The following is a 16,446-nucleotide window of genomic DNA, read 5'->3' as shown; positions in this document are numbered from 1 at the left end:
AACATAGGTTCCTTCACAATGATTCGCACGGCGTTGACGCTCGTGTGGTTATGCGGGCTTGTATCTTTTGCCTCAGCCGAAAAGATGGAAGCGACCATTCAAGAAGCGCTTTACCTGTTCGAACTGAAGGGAGAAACTGCTGACGCGATCAAGTTGCTCGAAAAAGCCGCCATGCAAGGCGACGAAGACGACAAGGAAAAGGCCTATTTTTACCTCGGCAAAATCCAGGAACTTGCAGACAACAAAACTTCAGCCAATTTCTACTACGAGCAGAGTTTGGCAAGAACAAACGAAGTGGCAAAAGCATACTGGCTTTCGGAACGCGAAAGCGCTACCAGCAGCAAGCCCGAGGCATTGTTGAAAGCCCCGATTCAATTGAAGAGCCCGATCCAGAGGACCTTCGGTAAGGATCCGACATTCTTGCTTTTGAATGACGGTTCCATCTGCAAAATCAAGGACGACCGCCTCGAAAAAATCGCAACGGCTCCAGCCAACAAGCAAATTTTCAATATCGACCGCCAGGGAATCTGGTACCAACCCATTGACCAGGACAGCCTAGTATTCAAGGCTTTCTATGCCAGCAACCCGAGCAAGAGCTTTCCGATTACAAACATCACGCACCTTGTAGTCGAAGGCAACAGGGCGATTGTCCAAAGCGAAAAGCAGCTTTCTATTTTGAATAACAAGCGCATCGTAACGCAAGTCGCCGACAAGTACAGCGGCTGCGTGCCCGAAGGTTTCTTTTCGCCCACCAACGAATTCGTCTTGAACTGCACCGACAATGCGCTTCACTTTATTTCGTCGGAAGACGGATCGACCAAGAAATCCATCGCCCAATTTGACGTGATTCAGGATGTCCTGATTGACAAGAACATGCTCTTCCTGGTTTCGGGCAATTACCTTTACGGCTACATTCCCAAGGCAAGGACTTCCCCGCTTTGGAAAATTTCGGTCAGCAACATCGAAAGCATGTTCCCGTTTGAACGAGAGATTGTTCTGCTCGAAGCTTCGGGAAGAATCTCCTTGATTGACAGAAGAACCGGCATGATTCGAAAAACGATCCGAAGCGACGCTTCTTCTATCCACCCGCTAGCCAAGGGAACACTTGGTTTATTCTCTGGCGAAGGCGCCATTACTGCAGTCGATACCATTCTGAATCCGCTGTGGCATTTCAACTTCACAAAGCCCATTGAACAAGCCCCTATTTTCACGAACGGAAATCTCTACTTGTACTTTGGCGACCGCAAGTTGGTTTCGCTTTCGCCGCATTACTACGGCAAGAAAGTCCTGCTTTCCGAGATTCTTGCACAACAGGCGGCTGACCTCGCCGAGCACGAAGAATGGGATGACCTGCCAAGCGTTCTGGATTCCCTGTTCAAGCTGGAACCTGGTAATGCCGAGGGCTGGTTCTTTAAAGCATTGTACCTTGAACAGAACAGCAACAACGAGCGCGAAAAGCAAAAAGCATGGTCCGAAGCCGTCAGACTTTCGAGCAGCAATCCGCAAGCGACCCAGTTGATTCTGAACCGCTACAGCAAGGCCATCGGCGCAAAGTTCGTGACGCTGCTTCCGATTTCGCCCAAAACCCGTTACCCGCAATTCTTTAGCGGCAAGCGCAACCTGTACACGATCGACCCCGCCGCTGACAGGCTATTCACTATTAACGCCGAAACCGGCGAACTGCGTTCTGCCAAGTACATTGGCGCACTCGACAACAGCCCCGTTATCGACAACGACGAAAACACGCTGGTCATTGCTTCGGGCTACAACATTTCGATTTACGACCTGAACAGGGATGTTTCCCCCGCCAATTTGCAACTTCCGGGAAAAGCGTTCAAGATGAACGTGACCGAGAACGCGATTTACATTTCGACATGGAACGGTTTTTTGCTCAAGATTCTGAAACCCGACAATAAACTGGCCTGGTCGAGAAAGATTTTCTCTGTACCCTTCTTGCATTCCAAATCGGACAATACGATTTACGCCTGCAACCTGGAAGGCGAATTTGTCGCGCTCGATGACGAAGCCGGACAAATAGAAGAAAATTCTGCCCGAAAGATCCCCGGGCAGATTTCGCACTTGCTCAGCACGGATTCCATTATCGCGGTCGCAAGCGGCAACAAGCTTTACCTATTCAACCTGAAGAAGAAAGACGCCACCCCGCTCCAGATTCTAATGGAAAACGCGGTGTCTTCTTTGCAGGTGATTACGGATCACGGCGAAAGGAAATTCCTTGTTGGCCTTTCGGACCAGTCCATTTTACTTTACTCTGAAGCAGGCGCCCCGCTGTGGAAATTCAACGGTAAGAACGCTGCGTTCCCAAGGCCCTTCGTGAAGGATGGTTTCGCTTGGATTGACCAAGGAAACGAAGTTATCGGCATTTCCTTGAAGACGGGTAAAAAGGAGCGGAAATACAGCACTCCGGGCGGAGCCGGCACACCGTTTATACTAAATCATACTTTGTTCAGCGCCTCTCCAAAGCGTTTGCTATACGGATTCACGCTATAATCCCGAAAATGCCCTGAAAAAGGGTGTTTTTCTTATCTTGTAAACAAATTTTGGTGGTTTTTTTGTTAAAAACACACTAAATTTATGATATGGATTATGGGAATATAAAGAATTCTTTGGGATGCACGGTTAAACATCGTGCTCGATACTTTTTCACTCTGGCATCCGCTCTTGGGGCGTTCTTCGTTATCGGTTGTAACGAAGAAACCAAACCTGCTCAGGACAAGGTTCAGTCGGAATACGAACGCAGCGAGACCCTGTATATCGGTGGTTTTGACTGGACGCCGCCTTCTTCTTTCAACCCGTTGGATTACAACCCCAACTTCCCCATCGACGGCAACAGCCGCATTACCTACGAGTCGCTGCTGACGTACAACCAGTTGACCGGCGAACTCGAGCCCATGCTTGCCGACAGCTATACCAGTGACGAAGACAAGATTACGGTTCACCTGGACACCAAGGCGCGTTGGAGCAACGGTTCCCCCGTTACCGTCGACGACGTTCTTTACACATTCAAGATTGACTCCTTGCTGCCCACGCCGCGTCACGGCAACTGGCAATTCCTGAGCGAAATCACCAACGATGGTGGCAACAACATTTCGTTCCATTTCAGCAAGAACAAGAACCCCTTGATTATCTTGAATGCCATTGCCGAAACCTCGATTCTCCCGAAGGCCGTATTCGAGCCGCTCATCCAGGGGGCGAAGTCCGGCAAGACCTACGACATGAACCGCATTGCCGAATTCAAGAACGATTCTATGCCGGTGGTTTCGGGACCGTACAACCTCAAGACTTATTCCCCCGACCAGATTGTCCTGGAACGTAACGACAAGTACTGGGGCAACTATAAGTTCAGCGGAAAGAAGCCCTCTCCCAAGTATATCATCCATTCCCTGTACAACAGCAACAACCAGTTCAACAGCGCCATGACCAAGGGTAACTTGGACATTTCGTCTGTGTTCCTGCCCCGTATTTGGGAAAAGGCCAGAGACAGCATTCGCGCCTGGAGCCGCAACGAGCCGTACCACCTGCCCGGTTCCATCACGACTCTTTTCATTGCGCACACCCGCACTCCTTTTGATGATGTGGAACTCCGTCGTGCCATGATGCACGCCATCAACTTCGAAAAGATCAAGGCTCGCGCCATTTCGAACTACACGCCGGTGATTCAGCCCGGGTTTATCTTGCCCTTCGGAACCGAATCCAAGTATTTCAACAAGGAAGATGCAGACAAGTACGGATATTCCTACGATGTTGAAAAGGCCAAGGAAATCCTTACGAAGGCCGGCTACAGCTGGGACGATAACGGTAGGCTGATCGACAAGAAGAAACAGCCCGTCCGTAGTTTCACCATTGAATGCCCGCAGGGTTGGACCGACTGGGAGGATGCCATCAAGGTCATCGTCGAATCCCTCAATGAAATCGGTCTTGCCGCCGAAGAAAAGTTCGTGGACTACAGCGTGTGGGACAAGAACCTGCGCCTCGGTACATTCGACCTTGCCATGAAGACCCAGACGGCCGAACTTTCGGCAGCCTCTCCGTGGAACCGTTTTGACCAGGTGATGGGCTCCGTCTCTTACAGACCTATTGGCGAAGAAGCATTCGCCAACCAAGGCCGCTACAAGAACGAAGACGCGGACAAGCTGCTGGAAAAGATTCCTGCTCTCACCGACGAAAAGGAACTCACCGAAGCCTACCGTGCTTTGAACCGTATCTTCATGGAAACGATTCCGGTACTTCCGATCATGTACCGCCCCACGCAGTTCTACCAGTTCTCTACCAAGCACTGGACGAATTTCCCGACCGAAGAAAACCCGTACGCTCCGCCACAGAGCCTTGTGGTTGCCGCTGGCGTGAAGGGTCTCTGGAAAATTGTACCGCAACCAAATGCGAAGTAAAAAATCCGGATTTACAGCTTTTGAAAACGCCCGTCTACAGGGCGTTTTTCTGTTTTCAGCCCACAAAAAAACTATTTTTAGTTCGATACTTCTTAATGGAGGCCCCTATGGGTAAATCTCGTTTTATTTTGCCGAATGCGTTTACCAGCATGAATTTTCTTCTGGGCGTTTTTGCCATCTGTTGGGTGACCGGCGCATTCAGTTCCTTTACAACTTCTGACCCTATTCGCACCGGTGCCTATTTCATTATCTTGAGCGTCCTCCTGGACAAGCTGGATGGCTTTGCCGCCCGTCTCGTGAATGCAAGTTCCGAGTTCGGCGCCCAGTTCGACAGCCTTGCCGACCTGATTGCTTTTGGCCTTGCTCCGGCCTTTACAATTTTCTTTGCCTATAAGACCCTGTCCCCGGAATGGTTCCAGGCCAACGGCGCACTCCTGATTGTCACCTTCTCGATTTACGTGCTCTGTGCCGCCATGCGCCTCGCCAAGTACAACGCCTGCGATAGCGACACCTACCACCACCATTTCTCGGGACTTCCGTCCACCTTTGCAGGAGCAATCAACGCAATCCTGATTGTGTACCTGAAGGCAAACGGCCTGTTCGAAAATTCCGAAAGCCCCATGATGTTCGTCCCCGTTCTGGTGATGCTCGTGACCGGACTTTTGATGGTGAGCCCGCTCTTCTTGCCCAAGCTCCAGCCGCGCAGGAACCAGCTGTTCAACATCGGCCAGGCTATCCTTATTGTAATTACCTATATCTGCGGATTCCTGTTCATTTCGGAAAAGGTCCCGTTCATTCTGGAATACCTGCTGATTCTTTGCTCCAGCTACCTGGTGATCGGCTTTACGGTAGGCCTTGTCCAGCGTAAAAAGATTATCGAAAACGCTGAAAAGAACAAGATCGAGGAACGCCGCTAAACGGATTCAAGCCACAGCGCAAACGAAAGCGCGTAGCGGTCAAACAAAGCCTCTAAAGACATTCTCGGAAGTTCCAGGGTGATACACTCTGGACTTTTTTGTTGTTTACACCAAGTGCCGAGGCTACCCGGCGTAGGGTATCCAATGTCGGCGTGCCAAGGGACCCCGAAGGCTTCGCACAGCGATTCAACCATGGGCGTGCATACGGGAGCGTCGACGCAGGCCATAGGCGCATGCATCGAAAGGATTGCCTCGGGAGAAAGCTTTTGGATAAGAGCAACAAGGGCGGCTGTCTCCGGTTCGCTTCCGGGAGCATTCCCCGTCGAAAGAAACGTGTCGCGCGGGGCCTCCAGAATCGAACGGGTGCCTACAGGATCCTTGCTCCAATTGGAGGTCGGGAAATTGCGGTTAAGGTCTACCCCATTGGCGTTTCCTCGGGTGCCAAGAGTCATGCCATCGGGATTGGCGCAAAGGACAAAGGCGACCGATTCAAAAGGCTTTTCAAACGCCCGAAGCACGCGACTCAGCAAGAACGTGGTTTCAGGTTCTTCGCCGTGGATACCCGCAACAACCAGCAAGCGGCACTTACCGGAGCACGGAATGTAACGCAAGGATGCGCCAAGGGCGGAGCGTCCGTAAGTAGCAAATGGAAGAGCGAGAGTTGAGCGCATGAGACTATCTGAAGTTTGATGTGAAAAGCGTAATGTGTGAAACGAGTCATTTCACATTACACATTCCACATTATAAAAAATAGGGGTAGATATAGTTTTCGGCAAGCGATTCGAGATTGTCGAGCAAGGCGGACTTACAGGCAATATCGGTCTTTTCGTAAAGGGCGCGGAGGTCTTTCAGCGAGAAATTTTCAAGGTACTTGCGCGAGGTCGGCAGGTGCGCGATGTGCCACTTTTCGGGCTGGATTTTACCGCGGCCAGGTACGAACACGCGCTCGAAGCCGAAGGACTCACCCGCCCCGATCAGTTCCGAGAGTTTTTCATGAAAGGGGCGGAACATGCCGTCACATTCGGCAGGCGTGAGTTCTACCTCGTAGCCGGTGGGGCATGCATTGCCATCGACCACGTCTAAATCGGTCCCCAAATGGTGACGGCTTGCGCCAGGGAGCGCCGACCAAGTTAAAATTGCATACATCAATTCCTCATCGTCGTCCGGGCGCTCCATGGGGAGTCCTTCGGCGGAAAGAAGTTTCAATTCACCGCTTGCCTTACGATTCCAAATCGAAAGTTGACGTTCAAACGGGCGGTAGGCCGATTCAATGCGGAGTGCAAAGCCGGACTTTGCGAAAGTCTTTTTTAATTTGTTGTAATCGCCGAGAACCTGTTTGTCTACGATGTAGCCGTCGACCTCTACAAAATCGGCGGAATCAACCGGACGAAGGCCGTAACAAATCTTGGAGTCCATCAGACATGCCCTCCCATCTTTTCTATCAAGTCTAACCACTGCTTGGTCGTGGCCTTCTTTTTGCGCACGACTTTCTTTTTACCAAGAACCCTCGAGACAGCATCGCTTAACGGCGAAGGGTTGGCATGAGTCCAGGCAATTGCAAGAGCGTCAGAAGCATCGAGCGGAAGATCGCCGCCTTGAATGCCAAGACGCGCAAAAATCATGTTGGCCACCTGTTCCTTGGATGCACCGCCATCGCCTGTAACGGCTTGCTTGACCACACGTGGACTATATTCGCTATAAGTCATGCCACGCTTGCGGCAGGCTACAAGAACGGCCCCGCGAATGTGTCCAAGCACCAGAGCGCTCTTCGCATTCTTAGCAAAAAAGATTCCTTCCATCCCGAAAGACTCTGGCTTGTACTTGTCCAACAATTCTTCGAGCCCGGACACGATATGCAACAGGCGGTCTTCAAGCGCATGGCTTGCCGGAGCATGCAAAGTTCCGTATTCCAGAACCTTTACTTTCTGCCCGCTAGACTCGATAAATGCATATCCGGTCGTAATGGTGCCGGGATCTATTCCAAGGACAATCATACCCTAAAAATTAAAAAGATTTACTACCCTATCGCACTAGAAATAACTAGATTTCTAGTGTATAAAAGAGGACTCCTATGATTATTGACCAAGAACATGCAGGAATTGTCATGCGAGCCAAGACCCATCCGCGACAGTTGGGAATCCCTTTAAGTCGCTGGGGCCGAAACCTGATTGCATGCTGTCCGTTTCATTCTCCCGAAGAAACGTCATTGTTCTTTTATGACGCCCTGGGTTACTGGCGCTACCGCTGCCTGCAGTGCGGAAGCGAGGGCGATCTCGTTGAATTTGTTATGCGAAGCCGTTTTAACGGCATGGACGAGCCTGCTGCCCGAGCGGAAGCGGTTAACTTTTTAGGAAATCTCGAGCCGGAACACGACCTGCAAGAAGAACACCCGTGGATCAAGGAAATCGGTGGCGAAAAATCCAAGGTTCTTGAAAACTTTGTGCGCTACTGCCACTGGGCCGCTTGCAAGAGTCCGTCTTCTGCCGAATTCCTGGCCGCACGCGGATGGAGCATTGGACAGGCCCAGCTTTACGGTATTGGCTATTATAGCGGCGATCCGGAACCGTTCGTGAGTTTTTGCATGATGTCGGGCATCGAACGCCACCAGATCAGTTTCTATCTGGACAACCTGGATGCCTACCACGAACCCCGCATTACGATTCCCGCCCGAAATTCCAAGGGCCTGATTCATTCTGTTTACGGACGCCTGATTAACGAAAACGACAGTCCGCACACATACGTTTCTTACGCCTCGGGCCCGAGCGACATTCCGTTCAATATCCAGTCCGACGTAACAAAACCGATTGTCGTCGAAGGATTCTTTGACGCCTTGACCGCTGACCTCGCCGGCATTCCAGGCGTGGTTTCGACCATGTACCAGGAACTCACCCTGAGTCACTTGTACAAGCTTAAAGCCTGCGGCGCCGAATCGGTTACAGTAATCCTTAGGCGCGAGGCAGACCGTCGCGAACAGGAATACCGCATTCAGAAATACCTGAAGATGGCGGACCGTCTCAACCTGAAATTCAAATCGATTGTCCTCCCGAAAGAAGAAACGGTCGACCTGGTGGTACGCAAGAACGGTGCAGACCAGTTGCTTTCGCTTGTCGAGAAAACGGAAACAGACACCGTACACACCCACCGTCGTTCCATGCTGTTGCAGGACATCAAGGAGAACTTCGATACGGCCATGGGTTGCCCTCCCGATGTAAGCGTCGGCTATGCGCTCAACACCTTCCCGAAACTGACCCAGGAAATTGACGGCATCCAGTCCGGCTGTTTCTATGTGTCTTCGAAACCTTTCGGCCTCAAGACCACGCTCCTTTCGAGCCTCGCCTTGGACTTGATCCAAAGCAACCCCAATCTCAAGCTGATCTACATCGCCCTCGAAACGCCCCGCCGCCAGATTTTTGACAGGCTCGTAGCCATGCTCATTGGCGAATCGGTGCTGACCGTTCGCAAGCAGAGCGAAGACGAAGCCGTGAACCAGAAGATCCTAGAAGCGACTCGCGACTTGATGGCGTTCGTGCGCAACAACCGCCTTGAAATTTGGGACGACCAAAATGGCTTTGACAACATCGTACTTCTCCAGAACCTGAAAGAAGAAATCAGGGAACACCGGAACCTGGTCGTCATCATTGACGGTATCGACCACTTGAAGGTCGCTGACCATTTCGACCTTTCGGATATTCACGAAAGACGGTCCTCGGTAATTCTCGACCTGTACAAGGCACTGGACATTCCGATGTTCTTGGGCGGCGAACTCATCGATTCCGAAAAGGGACTCGTGGGCCCGCGCGCCTACCTGCGCGATTCCGACGCTATTTACTGGCTCGAATCCAAGGGTGGCAACATGTTCCTGACAGTCGATTCCAAGCGCCTCGGCAACAACCAGCTGTACCAAGGGACGCTTTCGATTGACCCGGCTTCGAACCGCATGCAAGAAGAAGCCGAGCTCGAATAATGTTCACGATTGTCGACTTTAACAATTTCTGGAGTCCCTCAGGCGGTGGTGTCCGTCGCTACCATTTGCAAAAGATGGCCTTCTACGAAAGTCAGGAAGACGTCTTGTCCGTTTTCGTGATGCCCGATTCCAAGACCTACACCGAACAAAAGAGCAAAGGGCTCATCATCGAGCACGTGGACGCGTACCGGTTCCCGGGCAAGTGGGAATACCGCTTTATGTGGCGGCCTTCGCAGATTAGGCCCGTACTTGAAAAATACAAGCCCCAAGTAATCGAAGTCGGTTCGCCCTATATTTTGCCCACAGTGGTGCGCCATGTGGCTAAGCAGGTGGTTCCCGAAGCGATCCTCTTGAGCTTTTGGCATGCAGACTTCCCTATTACCTATGTGCAGCGCCCTGTCACGAACAAGTTTGGCCGCACGTTAGGCATTCTGGCCAAGAAGGTTGCCTTCTGGTATGCGAGGCAAGAATTCAAGCATTTTGACGGCATCCAGGTTTCTTGCGACGAAGTCCTGAAGCGACTCGAAAAGAATCACCTGCCGAAATCCCACTGGATTCCGCTGGGTTGCGACATCCAGATGTTTTCGCCCGAAAAGCGCGACGAGAAACTGGTTCAGCAGCTAAAGGCCGGAAGACCTGAACGCCTCACCATATTTTTCCCGCACCGTTTTTGCGAAGAAAAGGGAATTGAACTTTTGCTGGGCGCCTACCCGCTGATTGCAGAAAAACTGGGCTGCGAGCCGGCACTTGTCTTTGCAGGCACAGGCCCGTACCTGCCGCAGGTAGAAGAAGCCGCCCAGAAGTACACGCATATTCAGTATGCAGGCTTTATTTCGTCTATCGATGAAATGGCAAGACATTATGCCAGCGTAGACCTGGGACTCGCCCTTTCGGGCTGGGAAACCTTCGGGCTTTCGATTCTGGAAAGCATGGCCTGCGGAAACGCCCTGATTGGCGCAAGCACCGGTGCCGCCGCCGAGCATGTGCAGAACTCCGGCGCAGGCGTCATCTTGAGAAAGCGCACGCCCGAAGCCTTGGCAAGCGCCATTGTAGAACTGTACCGTTCGGATTTAAGCCAGAAGAAGACGAACGCCCGAACCTACGCCGAAAAATTCAGCTGGAACGATTGCTTCAAGCGGCAATTGGACCTGTACAAACAAATTTATAACCAAAAGAGGAACGCATGATCCGTCACATTGTTTTTTGGAAATTGAAGAGCGAAGCCGAAGGTGCTTCTGCAAAAGAAAACGGCCAGAAGATGGTCGACGCATTCCACGCCTTGGCAGGCAAGATTCCAGGACTCTTGAGCATCGAATCGGGCTTGAACTTTAACAAGGCCGAACTGGGTAACGGGGACGTGGAATACGATATCGCACTCGACACGACATTCCATACAAAGGCAGCCCTCGACATTTACCAGAACCATCCGGAACATTTGGCAATCGTTTCCTTTGTCAAGAAGGTCGTGACCGAACGTCGCGCAGCCGATTTTGAATTTTAACGAAGTGCAACAAAAAGCGTATTTTATTTTTTTACGGCACTCCAACTGAAAATTCTTTTTGCTAAATTATTAGATATGGTTCAATACAGTCAAACTTCATGGCAGGAATATACTCTGGCGAATTTGCTGGAGACCATGCGCTATGCGCCCATGAACGTGACTATCGGAAAAGTTCCCGTTATTCATTACACTCTGCCCCAGGCTATCGAAGCTGGCGAAATCGTCCGTTACACAGTGATGGTCGGTTTCCACAAAATCAGCTGGACCGGTCGCATCAGCGCTATCAATAACGGGAAAATCATGGTCCGCCTCGACAAGGGGCCGTTCCGCGGTTTTAACGCGAGCCACATGTTTACTGACGAAGGCAACTTGACCGCCTGCTACGACGAATTCTCGTTCCAGGGTTTCAACGAATTTCCGGAAGAAACCTTCGCCAAAGTAATGGACAGCGCTTCGATTGTATATGCGATTGCTAGCCGCAAGGACACCCGCGATGCCCTCGCCGCTATCGAAAGCAAGAAACAGACCCAAGGGTTCAACGCCATCGACCAGTCCGCTACCGCCGGATAAAACGGGATTTCCATGTACAAAAACTTGGAACAGGCACTGCTGGATCTTGAACGAGCAGGCATGCTCAAACGCATTCAGCGTGAAGTGGATCCGTACCTGGAAATGCCCGAAATCGCGCGCCAAGCTTTTGAAAACAATGGCCCAGCCATTCTATTCGAACATGTCAAGGGAAGCCCCTTTAGGGCCGTCTGCAATATCTTCGGCACTCAAGAGCGGCTTGATTTTTTATTCCGCGACACCCTGAAAGGGACGCAGACCGCCGTAGTTTTCAAGTCGAATCCGGTAGAGTTCTTTAAGCACGCCTCGCCTGCCAAGCTTTTGAGGGCCGCCCGCACCGGCCTGCATTCGCTCCCGAAAAAGAGCGGAAGCATTCGCGATTTTAAGGAATGCAAACTTTCGGACCTGCCGCAAATTGTCTGCTGGCCTAATGACGGAGGCGCATTCCTGACTCTCCCGCAGGTGGCCTCGCGCCCCGCCGAGAACGCCTCGGTCATGACGACAAACGTGGGCATGTACCGCGTGCAGATTTCAGGCAATGAATACGCCCAAGACGAATGCGGGCTGCATTACCAAATCAAGCGAGACATCGCTAGACACCACCAGAAGGCCATTGAAGAAGGCCGCCCCCTCAAGGTGAGCATCTTTATCGGCGGTACGCCCGCGCAAACGGTCGCTGCCGTCATGCCCATGCCCGAGAACCTGAGCGAGCTCCTGTTTGCAGGCATGCTGGGCGGGCGCAGATTCCGGTATTTTGAACACGACGGTTACCTGGTTTCGAGCGACGCGGACTTTTGCATTCTGGGCGAGCTCCAGCCGGATTTGAAGCCCGAAGGCCCCTTCGGCGACCACATCGGTTACTATTCCGACAGGCATCCGTTCCCGTTCCTGAAAGTCAAGAAGGTCTTGTGCAAGAAGAACGCCATCTACCCCTTTACCGTCGTAGGGCGCCCGCCGCAAGAAGACACCCTATTCGGAAGCTTTATTCACCAGATTACAAGGCCCATGGTTCCGGCATCGATTCCGGGACTTGTGGCGCTCCATGCCGTCGATGACGCCGGAGTGCACCCGCTTTGCCTGGCGCTTGCCCACGAACGCTTTAGGCCCTTTGCCAAGCCCGAAGACCGCGAACCTCTTGAGCTTTTGAAAACCGCAAACGCGATTCTTGGATTCAATCAGGCGAGCCTAACTAAATACCTATTGATTGCCGCCGCCGAAGACGAAGAGGCAGGCCGTAAAATTGACGTCAACGATGTGGCCGGATTCTTCGGCCACGTGCTGGAGCGAATCGACTTTAGCCGCGACTTGCATTTTGAAACGAGTACGAGCATCGATACGCTCGACTATACGGGAAGCAAGCTGAATCACGGATCCAAGCTGACGCTTGCCGCCGCAGGCCTAAAGAAGCGCGAACTGCGTAACTCTCCCGAAGACTTGCAATCGCTCAAGATTCCGGGAATCACCGCAGCCAAAATCCCGATGCCAGGCGTGATTGTTTTGCAAGGTCCCGCTTATGAAAGCAGCGAGCGCGACGCCTTTATAGCCCAAATCGAAGAATCGCTTGCCCGCTGGGAATTCCGCGAGAATTATCCCTGGATTTCGATTGTCGATTCGGCGCCGATTCTTGACGGCTCGCTTGACATGAGCAACATTCGCGATTTCTTGTGGACGACGTTTACCCGTTCTGACCCGGCTAAGGACGTTTTCGGCTACCGCTCCCAAATTCGCGAAAAACACTGGGGTTGCGCAGCCCCGTTGATGGTGGACGCCCGTATCAAGCCACACCATCAAAAAGCGCTTACCGTTCCCGAAGAAATTCGCAAACGCGCGCATCAAGTTTTAGAGGAAGAAAAAGTTTTTGGGGGTTTTAAATGAATCGTTTGGGTTGGATAACCGTACTTTTTTTAAGTCTTGTTTCATTTGCCTATTCAGGCCATGTCTGCGGCACAGCCCAGATGATAGATTACCTTAAAAACAGGAACAAGGCAATCAAGCCGCTGCTTGCTCCCAAAACAAGCGCACTCACCGCAGGCACGGCGTGTACCGCCAGCAATCTGTACGATAGCGTCTATACCCGCACAACCAAACACTTCGAGATTTTCTATACGCTCGAAGGTCCGCACAAGACAACCAAAGCCTACATCGACTCCCTGGAAAAGGCCCTTGAATACGCCTGGAACTTTCATGTAAACAAGTCGGGAATGCGCCCCCCCAAGGGTTATTTCGAAACCTATCACTATGAAAGGCCTACCCACGACGACCTTTATCCGGTCGAAGTCATTGACTTGTCGACATTGCGCCATTACCGCTCGTTTTTTAGCGAGCCCTGCTATTACTGTTTCGGCCTCACGATTCCGATGGATGGTGAAGAAACCGAATTGCTTATCGAGAACGATTTCAAGCACGTCCCGAGCGGAGGCGCGATTATCGATTCCGTTACCTTTGGCGGCAAGACTTGCCCTTACTCCCGCGCTACCGAAGAATTCACGCATCCCATTTACAATTACTCCTACGCCAAAAACTTTATGGCAGCCCTCCGCGTAACGGCTGTCCACGAACTTTATCACGCTATCCAGTTCCGCTATCTGACCACTTCCGTGAATTTCTGGTTCGAGGCATCCGCTTCGGGCGTTGAAGAAATTGCCGCCCCCGACGTCGACGATTACTTTGAGCACCTTTCGTCTTTGGCCGAAAATACCGGAAAGCCCTACACCACTCTTTCGAAACCTTACGGCGCAGGAATCTTGTTCATGTACCTGCACAATCATGTGGGCCACGATGTGAACAGGCTTATTTGGGAAAACTTCAATAAGGAACCCAACAAGAATTTCCAATACCAGTTGACACAAGTCGCCAAGAAAAAGAACCTCTCGGCAGATTCCCTGTTCCACGATTTCGCCACAAGGCTTGCGTTTACAGGAAAGAGAAGCGAGTTGGTTGATTCTTCGTTCTTGATTGCAAGCGACCAATCAAGATGGCCGGAATTCAAGGCAGAGGCGCAGTCCAAATCCTTTGATGCCCCCACGCTCGACTACATCGCCTACGATTACAAATCCAACGGATCACCCGATATGTCTAAATTCAAGGGCAGGGCCTCCGCTGTCGCCATCTATTCGGATTCTTACGCCATTCGTTTCTTGCCGACAACGAACAGCATTGATTCCGCCAAAACCGAATTTTTCGGCAAGGGCACACCCGATTCCACCCTCTGGGTATTCAGTCGCTTTTACGAAGACGAGCCTGTTCCCACCGTATTCAAAGATTCCTCCATGCGCGCCTACCCCACCCCTTGGCGAGAGGGCCCGCTTTGCTTTACTCCGCTCCCGTACAACAAGGATTACATTGAAATCCGTAACCGTCGCGGCAACTTGATTACAAAAATCAAGTACAATTCCAGTACCCATTGCATAGACGAACGTGAAGTCAAATCGCTTCTTGTTCCGGGCGTCTACCGCTTTAGAATCGGTAATAGCGGCAAACTGAAAGACTTTATCGTTGTTTATTAAAGCCAGCTGAAGATATTGTTCGTTTCTTCGAGCTTTGGCAAAATGGAACCGGCTGCAGGCTTATCGGTATTACGCAAAATGGCCTTGCAGGCTTCCGCAAACAAATCATGACCATTTTTATAATGGTCGTCTAGACGGCGGCGGGCATACCCCTCTGCCGAATGGTTATGGATCATGAAAGCCCAGTCCGAAGCCTGGAACAACATGAGTTCTCGCTCCATTTGCTTGATATAGCGAGTGAGCAATTTCACGCGAGGAGCCCCCGCGCCCATCTTTTCGCGGATAGACATCAAATGGTCAATCATGGCGCGCATGCGGTAAGATTGCGGGTAATACTTATCAGTTTCGCCGTTAATCCAAACAGAGCCAAAACCGCCTTCGCCCCAGCTAGAGAAGGCCGGTTCATGGGCATCGGGGTCTGCAGAACTGGTCATCACCTGGTCTGCGCCCGCAAATTCAATCACCGACGATGACGCGGCGCGCATCAGCATTTCTTCGAGGAAGATTGGCCCCTCAAACCACCAATGTCCAAAGAGTTCGGCGTCATAAGGGCAAAGCATGGCGGCTTTATGGCCTTCCATGTTCACCAGTAATTCCGAAATGGTCGCTTCACGGTTCACCACGAAAAGTCGCGCATGGTCTTCGGCGAGTTTCATCGCGTTCCACGGGCGGTAAATTTCCTTATGTTCGCCACCGGTAATGCGGTTGTACTTGAAACCGGAATCAATGGGCGTATCGCCGGCAAAGAAGTATTCGCCCAAATAATCGCGCGGGCGGTTTTTCGAAATGTCGGTAAAGAATTCGCGGTACTCGGGGTGACCCGGATAACCTGTACGACGGCTCCAGACTTCCATGGAACTTTTCTGTTCGCGGCCCATGCAATAAAGCCCCTGCGTGGTACGCAGCGGCGTGAACACGCCGTACTTGGGCGTGGGCGAAGCAAGCAATACACCATGGGTTTCCAGGAAGAAGTAATGCAGGCCGAATTCGGCGAGGTACTTGTCGAGTCCCGGAAAGTAGCCGCATTCCGGGAGCCACACGCCCATGGGCTTACGGCCGAAAGCACGCTCGAACGCCCGCACAGTCACATCCAGCTGCATGCGAATAGATGCCGGATCGCTCTGGTACGCCGGCAAAAACGGGTGCGTACCCACGCAAGTGAGCAAGTTCAGCTTTCCGGCTTTTTCAAGCTCCAGGAATTCCGCCAGCAGATTGCGATGAATACGGTTTTCCCACAAATCAATCAGCGTATGCTGGCGAGACAGGTAAAAATGTGAAAGAGTTTCTAAGTCCGTCCCCGCATTGCGGGCCACTTCTTTTTCAATCAGCTTTAGCTGTTGTTTCAGGTGCTCCGAAAACTTATGAAGCAGGCTTTCGTCTGAAAGCATTTCGATAAGCGGGGGCGAAACACTCAAGTTAAGCGTCCCAGGCACGCCCTTTTCCAAGAGACGGCGCATGGCCTGCACCAAGGGCAGGTACGTTTCAGAAATAGCTTCGAAAAGCCAGTTCTCTTCGAAAAAGCGTTTATATTCCGGATGCCGCACAAAAGGTAAATGTGCGTGCATCAGGAAAATGATTTTTCCGG

The 16,446-nt window shown here is 51.7% G+C and carries 13 protein-coding genes; 9 read left to right on the top strand and 4 right to left on the bottom strand.

Annotation, left to right across the window (positions count from 1 at the left end; genetic code table 11):
• Positions 1-18 precede the first annotated feature (18 nt).
• The 3 genes from BUC02_RS06180 (at position 19) to BUC02_RS06170 (ending at position 5,323) form a co-directional block, all read left to right on the top strand.
• Positions 19-2,508: a PQQ-like beta-propeller repeat protein gene (locus BUC02_RS06180; protein ID WP_073320161.1), complete on the top strand. Its 2,490-nt coding sequence runs from the start codon at positions 19-21 to the stop codon at positions 2,506-2,508.
• A gap of 89 nt (positions 2,509-2,597) precedes the next feature.
• Positions 2,598-4,406, top strand: coding sequence for an ABC transporter substrate-binding protein (locus tag BUC02_RS06175; protein WP_073320158.1), 1,809 nt, complete (start codon positions 2,598-2,600; stop codon positions 4,404-4,406).
• A 107-nt stretch (positions 4,407-4,513) separates the two neighbouring features.
• Positions 4,514-5,323, top strand: coding sequence for a CDP-alcohol phosphatidyltransferase family protein (locus BUC02_RS06170; RefSeq protein WP_073320640.1), 810 nt, complete (start codon positions 4,514-4,516; stop codon positions 5,321-5,323).
• On the opposite strand, the gene mpaA is transcribed toward BUC02_RS06170, so the two are convergent.
• The 3 genes from mpaA to ruvC form a co-directional block, all read right to left on the bottom strand.
• Entirely contained in the window at positions 5,320-5,994 is a 675-nt protein-coding gene (mpaA, locus tag BUC02_RS06165) for a murein tripeptide amidase MpaA (RefSeq protein WP_073320155.1), read from the bottom strand. The genes BUC02_RS06170 and mpaA overlap by 4 nt on opposite strands.
• 70 nt (positions 5,995-6,064) lie before the next feature.
• Entirely contained in the window at positions 6,065-6,739 is a 675-nt protein-coding gene (locus tag BUC02_RS06160) for a M15 family metallopeptidase (protein ID WP_073320152.1), read from the bottom strand.
• Positions 6,739-7,317 carry a crossover junction endodeoxyribonuclease RuvC gene (gene ruvC, locus BUC02_RS06155; RefSeq protein ID WP_073320149.1) on the bottom strand — a complete coding sequence of 193 codons (579 nt, stop codon included), beginning with the start codon at positions 7,315-7,317 and terminating at the stop codon, positions 6,739-6,741. Before ruvC ends, BUC02_RS06160 begins: the two co-directional genes overlap by 1 nt.
• Positions 7,318-7,394: 77 nt before the next feature.
• Here ruvC and BUC02_RS06150 point away from each other — a divergent pair, with 77 nt between their 5' ends.
• From BUC02_RS06150 to BUC02_RS06125, 6 genes are all read left to right on the top strand, one after another.
• Positions 7,395-9,287 (top strand): CHC2 zinc finger domain-containing protein, encoded by a 1,893-nt coding sequence (locus tag BUC02_RS06150; RefSeq protein WP_073320146.1) that lies wholly within the window; start codon positions 7,395-7,397, stop codon positions 9,285-9,287.
• Entirely contained in the window at positions 9,287-10,474 is a 1,188-nt protein-coding gene (locus BUC02_RS06145) for a glycosyltransferase (protein WP_073320143.1), read from the top strand. The genes BUC02_RS06150 and BUC02_RS06145 overlap by 1 nt, the downstream gene beginning before the upstream one ends.
• Entirely contained in the window at positions 10,471-10,788 is a 318-nt protein-coding gene (locus BUC02_RS06140) for a Dabb family protein (protein WP_073320140.1), read from the top strand. The genes BUC02_RS06145 and BUC02_RS06140 overlap by 4 nt, the downstream gene beginning before the upstream one ends.
• A 75-nt stretch (positions 10,789-10,863) precedes the next feature.
• A complete protein-coding gene (locus BUC02_RS06135; RefSeq protein WP_139261043.1) occupies positions 10,864-11,358 on the top strand; it encodes an SRPBCC family protein in 495 nt (164 codons plus the stop codon).
• A gap of 12 nt (positions 11,359-11,370) precedes the next feature.
• Positions 11,371-13,230: a UbiD family decarboxylase gene (locus BUC02_RS06130; RefSeq protein WP_073320134.1), complete on the top strand. Its 1,860-nt coding sequence runs from the start codon at positions 11,371-11,373 to the stop codon at positions 13,228-13,230.
• Positions 13,227-14,861, top strand: coding sequence for a hypothetical protein (locus BUC02_RS06125; RefSeq protein WP_073320131.1), 1,635 nt, complete (start codon positions 13,227-13,229; stop codon positions 14,859-14,861). Before BUC02_RS06130 ends, BUC02_RS06125 begins: the two co-directional genes overlap by 4 nt.
• Here BUC02_RS06125 and BUC02_RS06120 read toward each other — a convergent pair.
• Positions 14,858-16,426, bottom strand: a complete 1,569-nt coding sequence (locus tag BUC02_RS06120; RefSeq protein ID WP_254794124.1) for a glycoside hydrolase family 57 protein — start codon at positions 16,424-16,426, stop codon at positions 14,858-14,860. The genes BUC02_RS06125 and BUC02_RS06120 overlap by 4 nt on opposite strands.
• Positions 16,427-16,446 lie beyond the last annotated feature (20 nt).

This window comes from Fibrobacter sp. UWOV1 (assembly GCF_900142495.1).
In the GTDB taxonomy this organism is placed as follows: domain Bacteria; phylum Fibrobacterota; class Fibrobacteria; order Fibrobacterales; family Fibrobacteraceae; genus Fibrobacter.
The sequence above is the reverse complement of the archived record's forward strand: the minus strand, read 5'-3'. Positions and strand labels throughout refer to the sequence as shown.